The following is a 20019-nucleotide window of genomic DNA, read 5'->3' as shown; positions in this document are numbered from 1 at the left end:
GGCTTAAGACCGAATTCCAGACTGCATAGTCGCGGGACTATGCGTGATGGAACTTGAATTATTCTGAGAATGCCCCTGGCTCACCGCTAGATCAATATTCTGACGGTCAGATACCGCCAGTATCTCGTTATCATTCATCAGATCACCGAGAGTGATGTTATCGAGAAAGTCACTAATACGAGAGCTGAGATCGCACCATAATGTATGGGTCAGACAACGGGTTCCCCCCTGGCAATCACCTTTTCCTGCACACTTGGTCGCATCGACAGATTCATCGACAGCACCAATCACATTCCCTACAGAAATACAACCAGCATCATTACCGAGGCGATACCCACCACCAGGTCCACGGACACTTGCAACTAATCCAGCTTTGCGGAGCTTTGCAAACAATTGCTCCAGATAAGATAACGAGATTCCCTGACGTTCAGAAATATCAGCCAGAGGTACTGGGTTTTGCTGCGAATGCAACGCCACATCAAGCATTGCTGTGACTGCATATCTTCCTTTTGAAGTTAATCTCATAATGTTGTACCCACACCGTTTATGTGGATCTGAGTGTCACATAACCGACTAAATTAGTCAAGTATTTTAACCAACTAAATTAGTCAGGTATTTTATCGCCTGAATTTCACTTATCCGGAGATGACAATTTCTCTACGGAAGTCAGTATCCCTCTTAAAATGTTCAATTCCTGAGTTTCGGGTCTGGCACGGCTGAATAGCCGTCTTAGTTTATTCATCACCTGGCTGGGCTGGGCCTCATTGATAAAGTGTGTCTTACACAGTACTTTTTCAAGGTGCCCGTAGAACATTTCCAGTTCATGATGGCGTGGATACTCAGTATTCTCTTGCAACGGATATTCTGACTGCTTCCTTGCCAGTGAAGCCACACGCAGCTCATAACACAATGTCTGTACGGCCATTGCAAGGTTTAAAGAGCTATATTCAGGGTTGGCAGGTATTGCCACATGATAATCACATTTTTGCAGCTCTTCATTGGTGAGTCCGGTTCGTTCTCTGCCGAAAACCAGAGCAACCTGTGATTGCTCACTTTCAACTGCAAATAATTCACCACACTCCCGTGGATCCAACATTGGCCAGGACAGAGTCCGTGAACGGGCACTTGTTCCGACAACCAGGCTGCAATCATCAATAGCCTGCTCCAGATTTGATACTTTCAACGCATTAAGCGCAATATCACTGGCACCTGCTGCAAGAGCAATGGCCTGTGCATCGACTTCACATTCAGGAGATACAAGTACCATTTGCTTTAATCCCATCACTTTCATAGCCCGGGCCGCAGAACCTATATTTCCTGAATGCGATGTTCCAACTAAAACAATTTTTATCTGTTCTAACATATCACCACCATCTTTTTCAGTGCGCCAGATATTAGCATAAACCTGACTGAAAGAACTGGTCTTTCACACATAAAACACTCAATAGAACATAATTTAGCCACTTCCTTTTTTTATAAATTTTGATATACTGCCGTCCGCTTTTTTTGTTCTTTAACATCTGCTGGGAAAATTCTATGCATCCAATGCTAAATATTGCTATTCGCGCAGCGCGAAAAGCTGGTAACCATATTGCTAAATCACTAGAAAACGCTGATAAAATTCAAACCACTCAAAAAGGCGTTAACGACTTTGTCACCAATGTCGATCAAGAAGCAGAGTCCATTATTATTGATGTGATTAAAACTTCATACCCTGATCATGCGATTGTCGCAGAAGAAAGTGGCCTGACAGAAGGGAAAGACAAAGACGTACAATGGATCATAGACCCACTGGATGGCACAACAAACTTTATGAAAGGGCTTCCTCATTTTGCGGTATCTATCGCAGTCCGGATGAAAGGAAGAACCGAAGTCGCCTGTATTTACGATCCAATGCTGAATGAATTATTTACAGCGCAACGTGGGCAAGGAGCCCAGTTAAATAACTCCCGTATCAGGGTGAATCCTCTCAAAGATCTGAAAGGCACTGTTCTTGCCACTGGTTTTCCTTTCAAAAGTAAGCAACATTCAGAATCTTATCTGAAAATCGTGACTTCTCTTTTCACTGAGTGTGCAGATTTCCGCAGAACTGGCTCCGCAGCGCTTGATCTTTGTTATGTTGCAGCAAATCGGGTAGATGGGTATTTTGAATTGGGCCTGAAGCCCTGGGATATGGCAGCGGGTGATTTGATTGCCAGAGAAGCAGGCGCCATTCTGACTGATTTTTCGGGCGGTACCGAATATATGAAGTCAGGTAATATCGTGGCATCAAGCCCTAAAGGCACTCAGGCACTGCTCAGACACATTCGGGAAAACGGCAACAGCGCTATCTTAAAATAAGCATTCATAAAAAAACCGCTGAATCATCAGCGGTTTTTTTTTAGCTTTCATCCTAAGGATATTCTTCGAATTCAGCGCCTTCTTTTTCAACCTGAGGCGGCATTAAATGCTCACGGGTAATACCCAGTTTCAACGCCAGCGCAGAGGCCACATAAATAGAAGAGTATGTACCCACAGTAATACCCAGCAAGAGTGCCAGTGCAAAACCGTGAATCATCGCACCACCTTTCAGGAACAATGCAATTACCACAAATAAAGTTGTTGCTGAAGTAATCAACGTTCGGCTCAATGTTTGTGTAATCGAGTTATTCATGACTTCAGGTGGTTCACCTTTCCGCATCTTACGGAAGTTCTCCCGGATACGGTCAAATACAACAATGGTATCGTTCAGGGAGTAACCCACAACCGTCAACAATGCAGCAACGATGGTTAAATCAACCTCGATTTGTAACAGTGAAAAAACACCTAATGTGATAATAATGTCGTGCGCAAGCGCTAATACCGCACCAGCAGCTAAACGCCACTCAAATCGCATAGAAACATAAAGCAGAATACAAATCAAAGAAACCAGAATTGCCAGACCACCAGCTTCGGTTAATTCATCACCAACATTAGGTCCAACAAACTCAATCCGGCGCATTTCAACATTTTCACCGGTCCCTTCTTTAATCGCATTAATGATCTGGTTACCCAGCGTTTCACCTTTTACGCCCTCACGAGGACGCAAACGGACCATCACTTCCCGCGCCGAACCAAAGTTTTGCACAGTCGCATCGGAAAATCCTTTTCCTTCAAGTGAAGTACGAACCGCTTCCAGATTTGCAGGTTGTTCAAAACCAACTTCAATCAATGTACCGCCGGTAAAATCTAATCCCCAGTTCAACCACTGTGTAGACAGGGTAAATATTGAACCAGCAATCATCATCAATGACAGTACGAATGCAAACTTCGACCAACGCATAAAGTCGATCGCTTGTTTTGCTTTAAGAATTTGAAACATATCTATTCCCAGCCTTTATCAGATCGACAATTTCTTAATACGTTTACCGCCATAAAGCAGATTCACAACACACCGGGTGCCGATGATCGCAGTAAACATGGAAGTTAAAATACCAATCGACAATGTCACAGCAAAACCTTTAATTGCACCCGTTCCGACCGCAAATAAAATAATTGCTGTAATCAATGTGGTGATATTCGCATCAGCAATGGTACTAAACGCATTCGCATATCCCTGATGAATTGCCTGCTGCGGGTTTTTACCATCACGTAACTCTTCCCGGATCCGTTCAAATATCAGCACGTTGGCATCAACAGCCATCCCGACAGTCAGTACGATCCCGGCAATGCCCGGTAAAGTCATCGTTGCACCCGGAATCATGGACATCACACCAACAATTAAAACCAGGTTGGCAAACAGAGCCAGATTCGCAATCAAACCAAATTTGCGGTAGTAAAGTGCAGTAAACAACATCACCGCCAACATACCCCACAGACAAGCCTGAATCCCCATATCGATATTCTGTTGTCCCATAGAAGGACCAATGGTTCGTTCTTCAACAATCGATATCGGAGCAATCAACGCCCCCGCACGAAGCAGCAACGCTAAGTTATGCGCTTCAGCAGGTGAATCAATACCGGTAATTCTGAAGCTTCTTCCCAAAGCAGACTGAATTGTTGCCTGATTAATCACTTCTTCATGCTTACTCAGAATCACTTTGCCTTCAGGTGTTTTGCGGCCACTGTCTTTATATTCAGCAAAAACAGTTGCCATCAGCTTGCCGATATTCTTCTCAGAGAAAGCTGACATCTTACTGCCACCTTCACTATCCAAAGAAATATTAACCTGAGGCCGACCGTATTCATCTGTACTTGAACTGGCATCAGTGATACTTGAACCACTCAGAATAACTCGTTTTTTCAGCACGACAGGGCGTCCCTGACGGTCCTTTTTCACTTCAGTGCCGGCAGGTACACGGCCAGCAGCTGCTGCTGACAAATCAACACTGGTATCGACCTGGCGGAACTCAAGCGTTGCCGTCGCACCCAGAATTTCTTTCGCACGGGCAGTGTCCTGAACCCCCGGAAGTTCGACCACAATGCGGCTCGCTCCCTGGCGCTGAACTAACGGTTCAGCAACACCGAGTTCGTTCACCCGGTTTCTCAGAATTTTAATATTTTGTTCAACAGAATCTTTACGAATCGCTAAAAGGCGGGCTTCTGTATATTTGGCATTCAGCACAAAACGGCCATTATTATCACTGGCAGTCAACGTCATATCAGGGTGTTTAGGCTGAAGTAGTTTTAACGCCTGATTTGCCTGCTCTTCATTGCGCAGAATAATATTAACAGACTGATTTTCCGCCGTTTTAATTGAACGATAACGAATTTTCGCTTCACGTAACTCAGTCCGGAACGCGTCTTCTTCCTGAGAAAGTAATTTTTCCATGGCCGCGTTCATATCAACTTCCATCAGGAAGTGAACCCCACCACGTAAATCAAGACCCAGCTTCATTGGCGAACCACCAATCGATTCAAGCCAGTTTGGTGTAGACGCCGCCAGGTTTAAAGCAACAATGACGTTTTTGCCAAGTGCACCACTGATGATATCACGGGCACTGATTTGTGTGTCTGTGTCTTTAAAACGAACAAGGATAGAACCTTTCTCTAACACAGCAGATTTATAAGAAAGATGCGCTTTATCCAGCGCATTGGTAACAGTATCCAGCATTGACAACTCAACAGAAGCGCCACGCGCTCCTGTGACCTGAACTGCCGGATCTTCACCGTAAATGTTTGGAAGTGCGTACAATGCAGAGATGGCGATAATAAATACCACCATCAAGTACTTCCATAATGGATAACGGTTAAGCACAGCGAGGATCCTCTGGCCGTTTATAGAGATTTAAGCGTACCTTTAGGCAGCACTGCAGTCACAAAATCTTTTTTAATGACAACTTCATTATTCTGATTTAATTCAATCGAAATAAAATCATTATCTTCAGCGATTTTTGTAATCTTACCAACAAGACCACCACTGGTCAGAACTTCATCACCTTTTGACATGGATGCCATCAGATTTTTGTGCTCTTTCACACGCTTTGATTGTGGCCGGTAAATCATGAAATAAAAAATCACAGCAAAAACTGCCAGCATGATCAGCATTTCAAAACCACCGCCCGCTGGAGCACCTGCGCCCGCAGCATGGGCAACCGAAATTAAACTCATTGAGAACGTCCTCTGATTTTATTGTTGTAAAATATAAAATGTATTCATCTTAGTTGGGTTAACTGACACGAAATTCAACCTTATGGCAGATAATCGCGTATCACTTAACCAGTTTATACCTGACCCACAGGTGGTACATCTCTGTCTCGTCTTGCATAAAATTCTGTGACAAACTCTTCAAAACGATCCGCTTCTATCGCCTGACGAATACTTGCCATTAATCGTTGATAATAACGCAGATTATGGATGGTATTGAGTCGCGCGCCCAAAATCTCGTTACAGCGATCAAGATGATGCAAGTAGGACTTAGAGTAGTTCTTGCAGGTATAGCAATCACACTCGGGATCCAGAGGGGTCGTATCTGTTTTGTGTTTGGCATTGCGGATTTTTACCACACCCCCCGTCACAAACAAATGACCATTTCTTGCATTCCGCGTCGGCATCACACAATCGAACATATCAATGCCGCGACGAACCCCTTCAACCAGATCTTCCGGCTTACCAACACCCATCAGGTAGCGGGGTTTATCTTCGGGTAATAAAGGACAAGTATGTTCCAGAATCCGATGCATATCTTCTTTAGGCTCACCAACAGCCAGCCCTCCAACAGCATAGCCATCAAAACCGATGTCTGTCAGCCCTTTCGCAGAAATATCACGCAGATCTTCATAAACGCTTCCCTGAACAATGCCAAACAGAGAATTGGGATTTTCCAGTTGATCAAAGTGATCCCGGGAACGTTTGGCCCATCGCAGCGACATCTCCATTGAGCTTTTGGCTTCATCATGGCTTGCCGGGTATGGCGTACATTCATCGAAAATCATCACAATATCGGAACCTAAGTCCCGCTGAATCTCCATCGATTTTTCCGCATCCATGAAAATCTTTTCACCGTTAACCGGATTCCGGAAATGCACACCTTCCTCTGTAATTTTACGGATATCGCCCAGACTAAAGACCTGAAAGCCGCCAGAGTCAGTTAAAATAGGTCCCTGCCAGTTCATGAAATCATGCAGATCACCATGCATTTTCATGATTTCCTGTCCCGGACGCAGCCACAAATGAAATGTGTTCCCCAGCAGAATTTCTGCTCCGGTCTCTTTTACTTCTTCAGGTGTCATGCCTTTGACTGTACCATATGTACCAACAGGCATAAACACAGGTGTCTGAACAGTACCCCGTTCAAACTGAATTTGCCCGCGACGGGCATTTCCATTCTTTTTCTTCAGCTCAAATTTTAATTTCACAACGCCTCCAAAATGCCAGAGAAACAATCTGACGGTCTGCAAGAACAGGATTAGCTTTTATCTGTTCTTTTATTTATAAACATCGCATCTCCGTAGCTGAAAAAGCGATATTTCTCTTTGACGGCATGCTGATACGCTTCCATCACATGCGTGTATCCGGCAAATGCACTGACCAACATGATTAACGTGGATTCAGGCAAATGGAAGTTGGTAATCAGGCAATCAACAACCTGATATTCATACCCCGGATAAATAAATATACTGGTGTCACCAAAAAAAGAAGCGAGTGCTTCACTATTTTTCAAAGCATTCTGAGCTGCACTTTCCAGCGAGCGGACCGATGTGGTGCCGACAGCAATGACGCTTCCGCCACGCGCTTTTGTCGCCTGAATTGCATCGACAACGTCCTGAGAAACTTCAACATATTCAGAATGCATGTGATGCTCACTGATGTTGTCAACCCGAACCGGCTGAAAGGTTCCAGCCCCGACATGAAGCGTGACATAAGCCATTTCGACACCCTTTGCCGAAATTTGTTCAAGTAATTCATCATCAAAATGAAGTCCGGCAGTTGGTGCCGCAACAGCGCCTGGTTTTTCGTTATAAACCGTTTGATAACGCTCTTTATCGGCTTCTTCATCCGGCCGGTCAATATAGGGCGGCAATGGCATGTGACCAATGCTATCCAGAATATCAAGCACCGGCAGTTCACTTTCAAAACGGATTTCAAATAATGCATCCTGACGGGAAACCATCGTCGCCTGAAATTCATCATGCTCCCCCAAAAACAGAGCGGCGCCAGGCTTAGGTGCTTTGGACGAACGAACATGAGCCAGAATATGCTGCTCATCCAGAATTCTCTCAACCAGAACCTCAATTTTACCACCGGATGATTTCCGCCCAAACATACGGGCCGGAATCACTCTGGTATTATTAAAAACCAGTAAATCCCCGGGAGAAACAAGATCCAGAACATCTTTAAATGTACGATCAACAACCTCTCCGGTATTTCCGTTGAGCTGTAAAAGGCGGCTGGCACTTCGCTCTGGTTTAGGATACCGGGCAATCAGCTCATCCGGTAAGTCAAAATAAAAATCTGAAACTTGCATGGTTCTTGTCTTCATTGAATTTGATTGGCTCATTTGCAGCGCGGTAGTATATACGGAAATTTTTCTCAACGGCAGAAGATTTAGTAAATTCATCAGTAATGGGTGACGATTTTTCAGGAAAAAAAGAGAAACCGACGAACACATCTCACACCACCGGAGCAGAAGCAACTATATTCAAATGAGGCACTGTTGTTGTCACAGCCACATGATGAACTGCGGGAGAGCTTATCCGGCAAAGGCTGGTTGATTAAGAGATTCCGGTTCCGTGTGTTAAGGAGTTTACCATGATAAAAATTGAAGACATGATGACCCGTCACCCACACACATTACAGCCATCACATACAATAGAAGACGCATTGTCACTGATGACTGCACACGACATCAGACATGTCCCTATCGTCAATGAAAGTTATCACTTACTCGGCATTATATCTCAACGGGATATCCTGAAAGCACAGGATTCCTGTCTGGATCAGGACACGGTCAGTAACCACCGCCCCTATGTTTACCCGCTTTCAGAGATAATGAATAAAAATATCATGACGGTCTCACCCGTAGCCGGACTAAAAGAAAGCGCAATTTTCATGCAAAAACATAAAGTAGGCTGCCTGCCTATTATCGATCATGACAAATTAGTCGGTATTATTACTGACAGTGACTTTGTATCGATTGCAATCAATTTACTGGAACTTCAGGAAGAGGTCGAACCTGATGAAATCGATCCGGAAGACGAGACAGAATCAGACGAAATCGGGCCGGGTGAAATCAACGGAAAAATATAGCTGTGATTCCCGGCAGTAACTGAATAACTTCTTTCTGTCTGCCGGATAAATGGCCTGACTTATTCCTGACAGAACAGAGTCTGGAAAAAGAAAGCCGGAGAAAAAGCACCTCCGGCAGTCGTCAACATATTGGGGGTATCTGCTCAGAACTGATCTTCTTCAGTTGAACCGGTCAGTGCTGTCACAGAGGATTGTCCGCCCTGAATCGTATTGGTCATCTTATCAAAGTAACCCGTACCAACTTCCTGCTGGTGAGCGACAAAACTATAGCCTTTTTCAGCCGCTTCAAATTCCGGACGCTGAACCTTTTCAACATAGTGACGCATTCCTTCGCCCTGCGCATAAGCATGTGCCAGGTCAAACATGTTAAACCACATGTTATGAATACCAGCCAGCGTGATGAACTGATAACGGTATCCCATATCAGCGAGTGCCTGCTGGAATTTTGCGATCGTCTCAGCATCCAGGTTCTTTTCCCAGTTAAATGAAGGAGAACAATTATACGCCAGCAATTGATCAGGATATTGCTCATGTATGGCTTCTGCAAATTGTCTGGCCTCCTCCAAATCAGGTTTAGCGGTTTCACACCAGACCAAATCAGCATAAGGCGCATAAGCAAGTCCGCGGGAAATCGCCTGTTCAATCCCGGCTTTCACCCGATAAAATCCTTCGGCGGTACGCTCACCAATAATGAAGTCTTTATCGTAAGGGTCACAATCCGATGTCAGCAGGTCTGCGGCATTTGCATCGGTTCTGGCAATCACCAGTGTCGTGGTTCCTGCCACATCTGCTGCAAGGCGGGCAGCAATTAACTTTTGGACCGCTTCCTGAGTCGGAACCAACACTTTTCCGCCCATATGCCCACATTTTTTCACGGATGCGAGTTGATCTTCGAAGTGAACGCCAGCAGCTCCTGACTCAATCATATTTTTCATCAGTTCATAAGCATTCAAAACACCACCGAATCCGGCTTCTGCGTCTGCAACAATAGGTAAGAAGTAGTCCGTTCCGTCTTCTGAATCCGGCGACAAACCATTGGACCACTGGATTTGATCAGCCCGGCGAAAAGCATTATTAATTCTTTCCACAACCGCAGGAACAGAATCGACCGGGTATAGCGACTGATCCGGATACATCGTCGATGCTGTATTATTATCAGCGGCAACCTGCCAGCCGGATAAATAAATCGCTTCAATCCCAGCTTTAGCCTGCTGAACGGCCTGACCGCCGATCAACGCACCTAAACAGTTCACATAGCCTTTTTTAGCACTGCCATTGACCAGAGACCACAGTTTATCGGCGCCCATTTGTGCCAATGTATATTCAGGCATCACCGATCCCCGCAAAGCAACCACTTCTTCAGCAGAATACGTTCTCTTTACATGCTTCCAGCGCGGATTGGTTTCCCAGTCTTTTTCCAGTGCTTCAATTTGCTGACGACGAGTCAATGTCATAGTTTTGTCCTTCCTTTATCAGTGCCGGAGTCTCCGGCAGTCTTACCTTACTCTCTCTGCCTGCCCGCAAAGCGGGCGCTACAGACACAGAAATCCTGTTTCACGTTTCATTTCTGATGGCCAAACGAGCTGAAACGCCATGATTCAACCGGTTTGACTGATTCAATCAGGATAAATACTCGTATCCCGGTACGGTCAAAAAGTCTGTCAGCTCATCACTTATCGTCAGTGACTTCATCAGCTGGGCAGCCTGCTCAAACTGGCCGGACTGAAAACGGGTTTCTCCGATCTCATTTCTGACCACATCAATTTCTTCCTGCAAATAATGCTCAAACAACGCCTTTGTCACGATCTCACCGTTATCCAGCGATTTACCATGCTTGATCCATTGCCAGATAGACGTTCTGGAAATTTCAGCGGTCGCGGCATCTTCCATCAAGCCATAAATCGGGACACAGCCATTTCCGGAGATCCAGGCTTCGATATATTGCAGAGCAACTCTGATATTGTGTCGCATCCCTGCTTCAGTCCTTTCACCTTCGCAAGGCATCAGGAGCTCTTCGGCACGAATCGGCGCATCGGACTCCCGGCTCACATCGAGCTGATTTGAGCGTTCCCCTAAAAATTCGCTCATCACTGACATCGCGGTATCGGCCAGGCCTGGGTGAGCGACCCATGTCCCATCGTGACCATTGGAACCTTCCAGTGATTTATCATGGCGGATTTTCTCCTGAACAAGCTTGTTTTGTTCCGGGTCTTTCGCAGGAATGAAAGCAGCCATGCCTCCCATGGCAAACGCACCACGGCGGTGACAGGTCCGGATCAATAACCGGGAATATGCATTCAGGAAGGGCTTATCCATGGTGACAACCTGCCGGTCAGGCAGAATACGATCCGGATAATTTTTCAGGGTTTTGATATAACTGAAAATATAATCCCAGCGTCCGCAGTTCAGGCCGACAATGTGTTCTTTAAGGGAAAAAAGAATTTCATCCATTTCAAACACAGCCGGTAATGTTTCAATCAGAACAGTGGCTTTGATTGTTCCGGTATCCAGTCCAAAATATGATTCTGTAAAGTGAAAAACATCACTCCACCATTTCGCTTCCTGATAGGCTTGCAGCTTTGGCAGATAAAAATAAGGACCACTGCCTTTTTTCAGCAGTGCACGATAGTTGTTGAAGAAATACAGTGCGAAATCAAACAGTGCGCCGGGAATTTGTTGTCCGTCAAAAGTGACATGCTTTTCCCGCAGGTGTAATCCACGCACCCGGCATATCAGCACGGCCGGATCACCCTCAAGCTGATAGTGTTTTCCTGTCTCTGGATTCTGGTACTCTATCGTTTCATTGACCGCATCGTATAGATTGACCTGTCCGTCAAGCAGCTTGGACCACTCCGGACACATCGAATCTTCAAAGTCAGCCATAAACACTTTGACATTTGCATTCAGCGCATTAATCACCATCTTACGATCAGTCGGTCCGGTGATCTCAACCCGGCGGTCCTGAATATCTTCAGGAATACCGAGGATCTTCCAGCTTCCTTCCCGGATATCACTGGTCTCAGGCAAAAAGTCTGGTAACTGACCTTGATCTATTTTGGCCTGACGTACTTCCCGCTGTTCTAATAAATCTCCGACACGAGCCGCAAAACGTTCACATAATTCAGCTAAAAAGGCCTGAGCATCAGGTGAAATGATATGTTGCTGCCCATCGGATATATTTCCGTGAATTTGAAAACGTTCATCTAATAATTTCCGGCCGGAAGACAGTGTTTTTTCTTCAGACAATGGTTCCATCATAATATTAATTCCTTCATGCAGGCTTTTCATTTGTAAATTTCAAACAACATATATTTAATTAAACATAATTCCCCGAAAACTCAGACACATAGAAAAACAACATGCTGTTTGTAAATTATTTATTACCGCAAAAACCCAGACAAACAATATTGCCCGGTCATAAAAAGACTAGGAAATAAGTTGAATTTTTTAAAGTGCGGGGATAACAAAAAAATGATTTCGACAGATCATACTCTCTATATAAAAACAAAAAATGAAACTTAATTACGTAATAAAAAAACAAAAACAGAAGAACAAAATGACTATGCAAATGACTTACTATCTGATTTTATTTAAATAAAAAAGGACACTTCAGGAATGGTTTGGGAAAATGTTGTTAAATTGACATTGTGAAGATTCATTATTTTATGAAAACTTCAATCATTTACTGCTGTAAAATTTTACAGATAAAAAAGCACAAAAAGAGCTAAATTCTGAATTAATTTCATTTTACAGCACTAAATTTCAAATTCTAAAGAAGTTCTGAGACTAAATCAGCCAGGTGCTCAAAAACCGGCCGCCTCGATGAGCTGGGACGCCAGACCAACCCAATTAAGCGATATGCATTTTGACCCGGAGGCTCAACAGTCACAAGCTTCTGATTTTCCAGCAATCCGTGATTAATCGCCATTTGCGGAATAAACGTTGTCCCTAAACCATTGGCGACCATCTGAACCAGGGTGTGCAAACTTGTTGCTGAGAAAGGATTTATCTTTGTTTTATCAGTCAGCTTACAGGCAGAAACCGCATGATCCGTCAAACAGTGTTCATTCTCCAGTAAAAACACGGATTCATCCGGTAGATCATCATAACGAACCGGAACCGGAATATGATTCACCTGATTCTGGCTGATAATCATCCGGAAAGGATCTTTTCCTACGATCCGGCTTTCCATTTTTCCTATATCTACGGGTAATGCTAAAACAAGGACATCCAATTCACCCCGGTGTAATTCCTGAAGCAGATTTGCTGTCGTATCTTCTTTGAGTAAAAGGTGCAATTCAGGATAACGTACATTGACCTCCTGAACTAAATCACCCAGCAGAAAAGGGGCAATCGTCGGAATACAGCCAACTCTCAGTTGCCCTTCCATCATATTGTCCTGGCATAGACGGCCCAGCTCGACCAGATCCTGTCCTTTTGCCAGTAATTCACGCCCCTGATTGACAACCAGCTCTCCGATATGCGTAAAAACCAACGGACTCTTTTTGTCCTTTTTTTCATAGAGCGGGCATCCAATCAACTCTTCAAGATTTTGTATCCCTTTACTCAGGGTTGACTGGCTGACAAAACACCGTTCAGCAGCATCACTGAAATGACGTGTCTCATATAATGTGATCAGGTAATGAATTTGTTTCAGGCTTGGCCATTTATTCATAAAAATGATAATAATTACTTAGGGAAAGACAGACCTCCAGCATACTCTGACTCATCGTTTTTTTCGATAAACTCAATCTATTTATTTCGCTTTTTTCTATCCTGAAATATGGTCTATAGTTGACTCATGCAAACGGGAACCGGGAATGACCGGTTAAATTGTTTGGAAATCAATATAACTCTTAGGAGCAATAAAAATGGTACTAGTTGGTCGTCAAGCCCCTGACTTTACTGCCGGAGCAGTTCTTGGTAACGGTGAAATCGTTGATAACTTTAATCTGAAAGATTTCATCAAAGGTAAAAAAGCTGTTCTGTTTTTCTACCCTCTGGATTTCACTTTTGTATGCCCGTCAGAAATCATCGCATTTGATAAGCGTCTGGCTGATTTCCAGGAAAAAGGCTGTGAAGTTATTGGTGTTTCTATCGATTCAGTATTCTCTCACAATGCATGGCGTAACACTGCAATTGATAACGGCGGTATCGGTCAGGTTAAATATCCTTTAGTTGCTGACACGACTCATGAAATTGTTAACGCCTATGATGTTGTGGATCCAAATGGCCCCGGAATCGCACTACGCGGCTCTTTCCTGATTGATGAAGCAGGTCTTGTCCGTCATCAGGTGATCAATGATGGTCCTCTGGGACGTAATATTGATGAAATGCTTCGTATGGTTGATGCATTAAGCTTCCACCAGGAGCACGGCGAAGTATGTCCGGCTCAATGGGAAAAAGGTAAAGAAGGCATGAAAGCCTCTCCTGAAGGCGTTGCAGCTTATCTGTCTGAACATACGGATGATCTTGATAAAAAATAATCACCAAAACGAGTCTGACTCAACACAGGCTCTGGTTGGATAATAATAAAGCAATACCCTGAAAAATTAGTATAAAAGTAAAGCCCTTCTCAAAACCGGAGCATCAGCTCCGGTTTTTTTTATCTTCAGGTTTTTCACCTTCTGTTTTTTATACTAATCTGGAAAATAAACTGTTCATCTGGATGAGATGATTAAACCCTCAATCTCACCCAAAGCTTTATTCCTTGCGCAAGACCTCTTCAATTGACTGGTCATCCAGATGGCGGACATCTTTTCCCTTCACGAAATAAATAATGTATTCACAGATATTCTGACACCGGTCTCCAACCCGCTCAATGGCCCGTGCAGACCACATGACCTGAAGAATATGCGGTATATTTTTCGTATCTTCCATCATGTAAGTCATTAACTGACGGATCACGGCTTCATATTCAGAATCCAGACGATCATCCAGCTTGTGAACTTCAGCGGCAGCTTCGATGTCCATCCGTGCAAAAGCATCAAGGACCTGATGCAGCATAGCGATAGCCTGACGGCAAAGCGGTTCAAGAGATACATGAAACTTACGATCTTTCAGATCCGGCGTTTCAATCGCCACATAAGCCATCTTGGCGGCTACATCACCGATACGTTCCAGATCAGTAATCGTCTTAATAATCGCAATGACCAGGCGCAAATCCTTTGCAGCCGGCTGCCGTTTGGCAATAATCCGGGTACAGGATTCATCAATTGATACTTCCATAGCATTCACTTTATGATCATCCCGAATGACCTGACGGGCTAATTCAATATCCTGCTTATGTAATGCCTGCATAGCAAATGACAATTGCTGCTCAACCAGACCTCCCATAGTCAGTACATTCGTTCTGATAGATTCCAGCTCAGCATTAAACTGCCCTGAAATATGACGACCCAATTGCATAAAAAATCCTGATTGCACCTTGTGTAAAACACGCTATGTGTTTTATTCAAAACTATCCATAACGTCCTGTTATATAATCTTCTGTCTGCTTTTTCACCGGAGAAGTAAAAATAGAATCAGTATCTGCGTACTCGATCAATTTTCCCATATGAATAAACGCAGTGTAATCACTCACTCTTGCTGCTTGTTGCATGTTGTGAGTCACAATAACAACCGTATATTTCTTCTTCAGTTCAGTCATTAACTCTTCAATAGTCAGGGTAGAGATAGGATCAAGCGCCGAAGTCGGCTCATCCAGCAAAAGAATTTCTGGCTCGATAGCAATCGCACGGGCAATCACCAGGCGCTGCTGCTGTCCACCCGAGAGGCCGAATGCATTTTCATGCAGCCTGTCTTTGACTTCATCCCATAATGCAGCCGCTCTTAATGAACGTTCAACCGCATCATCCAGTACCCGGGTCTCTTTAATCCCCTGTAACCTCAACCCATAAACGACATTTTCATAAATCGATTTAGGAAAAGGGTTGGGCCGCTGAAATACCATCCCAACCCGGCGGCGTAATGTTGCAACATCCACAGATGGCGCATAAATATCCTGACCGTGTAACCTGACTTCTCCGCTCACCTGACAGTTTTCAACCAGATCATTCATCCGGTTCAGGCAGCGTAATAACGTTGATTTACCACACCCGGAAGGTCCGATAAAAGCAGTCACTAACCCTTTAGGGATACGCATTGAAATATCATGTAACGCCTGCTTGCCCTGATAGCACAAACTTAAATGTTCAATGTCGATAGCAGTTTGCTGGCTGGTCAAATGATCAACATCTACCGGCAACTGAAAACCAACCGGAGAGTTAAATGGTTCCATGATTAATCCTGTCCCATTGTCCTGTATTTTTCACGTAAATTATTCCGGATACTAATTGCTGTCATATTCAGCATGATAATCACGGCAACTAACAAAAATGATGTGGCAAAAACCAGTGGTCTGGCTGCCTCAATATTACTGGTCTGAAACCCGACATCATAAATATGAAATCCCAGATGCATGAACTTACGTTCCAGATGTAAATACGGGAACTGATCATCAACCGGGAGACGGGAAACAAATTTCACCACCCCCACCAGCATTAAGGGTGCAACTTCCCCCGCCGCACGCGCAATCGCCAGGATCAAGCCGGTAATCATCGCCGGGCTTGCCATTGGAATAACAATCTTCCAGATCGTTTCAAACTGAGTCGCCCCCAATGCCAGAGAACCATGACGAACAGATACCGGTACCCGGCTTAATCCTTCCTCAGTGGCAACAATCACCACAGGTAAAGTTAACACCGCGAGAGTTAGCGCTGACCAAAGCAAGCCAGGCGTTCCGAATGTCGGTGCCGGCAAACGTTCAGGATAAAACAGCTGATCAACCGATCCACCGATGGTATACACAAAAAAGCCCAGCCCGAATACACCATAAACAATTGAGGGGACACCTGCGAGATTCATTACAGAAACCCGGATCAACCGGGTCAGGAAGTTATTTTTCGCATATTCATGCAGATAAACCGCAGCGACAACCCCAAGGGGCATGACAATCACAGCCATAATGATCACCAGCAGAATCGTACCAAAAATTGCCGGAAAGACGCCGCCTTCTGAATTAGATTCTCTGGGATCTTCCGACAGAAAATGCCAGACCTGCACACCCCAGTGCTGAACTTTCGCAAAGAAACTCATGTCATCCGGATACCAGAGAGATGAAATCTGGCTCACCGGAATCCGGATGGTGTTGTCTTTCATATCCCGGACCAGTAAAACAGGTGCTTTGAGTTGATCACGGTAGTCATCAATCTGACTTTCCGCCTGCATCAGCGCCTGATGCAATGCGTTTTTTTTCTGCTGATATTGCTGTAAAAATTCTGGCGTTAACTGGTGTTCAAGTTCTTGTTTGCGCTTTTCAAGACGTAGCGCTTCAATCCCGCGGTTGAGTCGCTGAACCTCGCCTTCTGTCATCAGCGCTATTTTTTTCTTGATCGTAATATTCTTTGCCAACGCAGATTCAAGCGCCTGATTCATATCAGAAGCAAGCGTGCCATCCGCTTTCAGATATCCTTCAGGACGGCCAAAAAACTGGCCGTAATATTCGCGATCAATCACGGCCCAGCCGTACGCCAGAGAAACCGAAGCGATTTCATTTTCCGTCAGAGAAATAAAATCAGACGGATAGATATCCCGGTTTGCCACTTTAATATGCAGCCTGGTCAAAGTATGGGCTGGCTCTTCACCCATCGTTTGACGGTCTTTTTTCTGTAGCGCAGGCAAGCGGGAAGCCAGCACAACATCTTTATCATATAGCTGACCGATGATCCGCTCTCCGGCAATGCTGTGCCATTCCCACAATGCCGAAGGCCAGAAATAAGTTAATCCTTTCCAGCCGATTAATAATAAAAGTCCCAGCGCAGCCAAAAGACTGAGGCTGACAGCTCCACCTGTTAACCAAACCCAGGGCTCACCGGACTTAATCCACTTAAACATTTGCTCTCTTTTCCTGCATCTCTTATAACGCCCGGTATTTCTCTCTTAATCTCAAACGAACCCACTCAGCCAGAGAATTCACGAAAAAAGTAAAAACAAATAAAATCAGCGCTGCCAAAAACAATAAACGATACTGACTGCTGCCCACTTCTGATTCAGGTAATTCGACGGCAATTGTCGCAGCAAGTGTCCGCATCCCCTCAAATATGTTCCAGTCTTTAATCGGCGTATTTCCGGTCGCCATCAACACTATCATAGTTTCACCGACTGCCCGGCCAATCCCAATCATTATGGCAGAGAAAATGCCCGGACTTGCTGTCAGCAAGACAACATGAGTTAAAGTTTGCCAGCGGGTTGCTCCAAGCGCTGAAGAACCATCAGATAAATGCTTCGGCACAGAAAATACCGCATCTTCAGCAATGGTAAAAATTGTCGGAATCACCGCAAATCCCATGGCCAGCCCGACAACTAATGCATTTCTCTGATCAAAATCGATCCCATACTGAACCAGAAAATAACGGACATCTCCCTGAAAAAACCACGCTTCCAGATAAAAACTAAAGTAATAAATCAGCCCGGCACCAATCATGAGTATGGGAATTAACAAGACGGCGTGCCAGCCTTTATCCATATTTCGGCGCCATTTTTCCGGGAAAAAAAACCAGAACACACCGAAAAGAAGTGCAATCAGCGGTAAAAATACCACCATCATCAACACAGAGACCAAATGCCTTTCAACTATCGGAGCCAGCCATAAACCGGCAAGAAATCCGATAATCACCGTCGGCAGTGCCTCCATCAACTCAATTGACGGCTTCACCTTTCTGCGCATCCCTGGCGACATAAAATAAGCCGTATAAATTGCCGCCAACACAGCAACAGGCACAGCCAGTAACATGGCATAAAAAGCCGCTTTTACCGTACCAAAAACAATCGGCACCAGACTGAATTTTGGCTCAAACACATCCGATACAGAGGTCGACTGCCAGACATAATCAGGTTCAGGATAGTTTTCGTACCAGATTTTCTGCCACAGCGCCGAAAATGAAATTTCAGGATATTTTAAATCCACTGTGGCAAACTGAATTTTTCCCTGACTGTAGGTCACCAGATGTTTTTCATTCCCTGAAAATGCAGCCAGCTCCGGCACCTGCGCATAAAGTTTGCCGGAGAACACCCGTTTTTTCGTCGCGGCATAATAATTTCTGACTCTGCCATCGGTATCAAATATGAAAAAGCCTTTATGAAAAGAATCCGGCAGTAAGTACTGTGTTTTTTTGCCCACCGTAAAATTACGAATGTGAGTCAGATGTCTTTCATCATGACTGACAACATCAAACCACTGAGAAATCATGCCCTGAGAATGCAATACCATCAATGATTCACCACCAGCCAGAAGCACAGACTGGCGTACCTGCCGGGAGGGATCTCCTTCACTCAGATCAACGACTTCCCGGACCTGATATCCATCCGGACGGTACTTAATCACAATCAATGCGGATGCTTCCCGCAAATACACCGTATGACCATCGGGTGACATCATCATCTCATCAACAGCTTCCAGATGATGAAAGCGACTCAGTGACACATGCTCCGGATCAGACAAATGATAACGCAAAATACTCAGTTCACCGGCCTGATTTAAAAAACCAGCAACCACCTGATGATCATCGGCTGAAAACGAAAACTTCCGGACCTGATCAGGAATCATATTCAGAAACGCCGGAGAAATATCCAGCATTTCGATCCCCGGCGTAAAATGCTCTCCGCCGGCATCATACTGATATGCAAATTTCGGTTTGCCGATAATCAACTGCTGATGATTCCCAAGCATGGCAAACCACTCTTTTGAAGAGGATGCTGCGAATAACTGCGGAACAAAATCAGCCTGCCGGAAAACCCGGTCCGGCGGCGAAGAAGTCCGGGAAACAAAACTCATCTCGCCAAGACTTCCCAGGGTAAAAACATGCTGGCCATGTTTATCAACAGACATAAAAACCGGATGGGATACGCGACTCAGATTGATATGCTCAGGATCAACCTTGATTTGCGCAGCAGAAAACAGCGGTAACCCGACCCACGCAAGGTAAAAGAAAATCAGGATTAATGCCCCAAAGACACTTCCGCCTCCCGCAGTAATTGCATAACGCATCAAACGATCCTTGATAAGACGTTTTTTGTCTGCTGCTTTTAACGAGAAATGTATCTGTGACATGACGCTTTTTAAACCTCTGAGATGGTGTCAGCATATGTCAGTGACATGACATTTATATGACAACCTTCAAATAATCTACTGAAAATGAAACAATTTGTTTTCATTCATTTCAAACAAAATGAAACACGTTACATAATAATCTAACTTGCTTTCATTCATTAATA

Annotated in this window: 17 protein-coding genes; 3 read left to right on the top strand and 14 right to left on the bottom strand. The window is 44.6% G+C overall.

Features of this window, described 5'->3' with window-relative positions:
• Window positions 1-3: 3 nt before the first annotated feature.
• Both iscR and trmJ read right to left on the bottom strand, forming a co-directional pair.
• Complete coding sequence (gene iscR / locus OCV29_RS04485) at window positions 4-525, bottom strand: Fe-S cluster assembly transcriptional regulator IscR (RefSeq protein ID WP_073603776.1); 522 nt, start codon at window positions 523-525, stop codon at window positions 4-6.
• A 106-nt stretch (window positions 526-631) separates the two neighbouring features.
• Entirely contained in the window at window positions 632-1363 is a 732-nt protein-coding gene (gene trmJ, locus OCV29_RS04480; protein WP_073603777.1) for a tRNA (cytosine(32)/uridine(32)-2'-O)-methyltransferase TrmJ, read from the bottom strand.
• Between the two features lie 173 nt (window positions 1364-1536).
• On the opposite strand from trmJ, the gene suhB reads away from it, so the two are divergent.
• The gene (gene suhB, locus OCV29_RS04475; protein ID WP_073603778.1) at window positions 1537-2340 is read left to right on the top strand and encodes an inositol-1-monophosphatase; all 804 of its coding nucleotides are present in this window, start codon (window positions 1537-1539) and stop codon (window positions 2338-2340) included.
• A gap of 52 nt (window positions 2341-2392) precedes the next feature.
• Here suhB and secF read toward each other — a convergent pair whose 3' ends face one another.
• From secF to queA, 5 genes are all read right to left on the bottom strand, one after another.
• Window positions 2393-3340 (bottom strand): protein translocase subunit SecF, encoded by a 948-nt coding sequence (gene secF / locus OCV29_RS04470; protein WP_073603779.1) that lies wholly within the window; start codon window positions 3338-3340, stop codon window positions 2393-2395.
• 18 nt (window positions 3341-3358) lie between these two features.
• Entirely contained in the window at window positions 3359-5215 is a 1857-nt protein-coding gene (gene secD / locus OCV29_RS04465; RefSeq protein WP_073603780.1) for a protein translocase subunit SecD, read from the bottom strand.
• 20 nt (window positions 5216-5235) lie between these two features.
• Complete coding sequence (gene yajC / locus OCV29_RS04460; protein WP_073603781.1) at window positions 5236-5568, bottom strand: preprotein translocase subunit YajC; 333 nt, start codon at window positions 5566-5568, stop codon at window positions 5236-5238.
• Window positions 5569-5681: 113 nt separating this feature from the next.
• A complete protein-coding gene (tgt, locus tag OCV29_RS04455; RefSeq protein ID WP_073603804.1) occupies window positions 5682-6815 on the bottom strand; it encodes a tRNA guanosine(34) transglycosylase Tgt in 1134 nt (377 codons plus the stop codon).
• 50 nt (window positions 6816-6865) lie between these two features.
• A complete protein-coding gene (gene queA / locus OCV29_RS04450) occupies window positions 6866-7924 on the bottom strand; it encodes a tRNA preQ1(34) S-adenosylmethionine ribosyltransferase-isomerase QueA (RefSeq protein WP_073603805.1) in 1059 nt (352 codons plus the stop codon).
• A gap of 284 nt (window positions 7925-8208) precedes the next feature.
• Between queA and OCV29_RS04445 the strand changes: the two genes are divergently transcribed.
• Window positions 8209-8706 carry a CBS domain-containing protein gene (locus tag OCV29_RS04445; protein WP_073603782.1) on the top strand — a complete coding sequence of 166 codons (498 nt, stop codon included), beginning with the start codon at window positions 8209-8211 and terminating at the stop codon, window positions 8704-8706.
• A gap of 143 nt (window positions 8707-8849) precedes the next feature.
• On the opposite strand, the gene aceA is transcribed toward OCV29_RS04445, so the two are convergent.
• The 3 genes from aceA to OCV29_RS04430 all read right to left on the bottom strand — a co-directional run bounded on the left by aceA (window position 8850) and on the right by OCV29_RS04430 (window position 13381).
• On the bottom strand, window positions 8850-10160 hold the full coding sequence (gene aceA / locus OCV29_RS04440; protein ID WP_073603783.1) for an isocitrate lyase: 1311 nt from the start codon (window positions 10158-10160) through the stop codon (window positions 8850-8852).
• A 166-nt stretch (window positions 10161-10326) separates the two neighbouring features.
• A complete protein-coding gene (gene aceB / locus OCV29_RS04435; RefSeq protein WP_245796841.1) occupies window positions 10327-11964 on the bottom strand; it encodes a malate synthase A in 1638 nt (545 codons plus the stop codon).
• Window positions 11965-12475: 511 nt separating this feature from the next.
• Complete coding sequence (locus tag OCV29_RS04430; RefSeq protein ID WP_073603784.1) at window positions 12476-13381, bottom strand: hydrogen peroxide-inducible genes activator; 906 nt, start codon at window positions 13379-13381, stop codon at window positions 12476-12478.
• A 196-nt stretch (window positions 13382-13577) separates the two neighbouring features.
• Between OCV29_RS04430 and OCV29_RS04425 the strand changes: the two genes are divergently transcribed.
• On the top strand, window positions 13578-14192 hold the full coding sequence (locus tag OCV29_RS04425; RefSeq protein ID WP_073603785.1) for a peroxiredoxin: 615 nt from the start codon (window positions 13578-13580) through the stop codon (window positions 14190-14192).
• Window positions 14193-14409: 217 nt separating this feature from the next.
• Here the strand turns inward: OCV29_RS04425 and phoU are convergent, their stop codons facing one another.
• Genes phoU through OCV29_RS04405 form a run of 4 tightly spaced genes read right to left on the bottom strand, consistent with a single transcriptional unit; the run spans window position 14410 to window position 19855 of the window.
• Entirely contained in the window at window positions 14410-15114 is a 705-nt protein-coding gene (phoU, locus tag OCV29_RS04420) for a phosphate signaling complex protein PhoU (protein ID WP_073603786.1), read from the bottom strand.
• Window positions 15115-15166: 52 nt separating this feature from the next.
• Window positions 15167-15985, bottom strand: a complete 819-nt coding sequence (gene pstB / locus OCV29_RS04415; RefSeq protein WP_073603787.1) for a phosphate ABC transporter ATP-binding protein PstB — start codon at window positions 15983-15985, stop codon at window positions 15167-15169.
• A gap of 2 nt (window positions 15986-15987) precedes the next feature.
• Window positions 15988-17640 (bottom strand): phosphate ABC transporter permease PstA, encoded by a 1653-nt coding sequence (gene pstA, locus OCV29_RS04410; protein ID WP_073603788.1) that lies wholly within the window; start codon window positions 17638-17640, stop codon window positions 15988-15990.
• Window positions 17641-17662: 22 nt separating this feature from the next.
• Complete coding sequence (locus OCV29_RS04405; RefSeq protein ID WP_073603789.1) at window positions 17663-19855, bottom strand: ABC transporter permease subunit; 2193 nt, start codon at window positions 19853-19855, stop codon at window positions 17663-17665.
• Window positions 19856-20019 lie beyond the last annotated feature (164 nt).

The organism is Vibrio aerogenes (genome assembly GCF_024346755.1).
GTDB lineage: Bacteria > Pseudomonadota > Gammaproteobacteria > Enterobacterales > Vibrionaceae > Vibrio > Vibrio aerogenes.
Note: the sequence above shows the minus strand (reverse complement) of the source record. Positions and strands in the feature narration are given on the sequence as shown.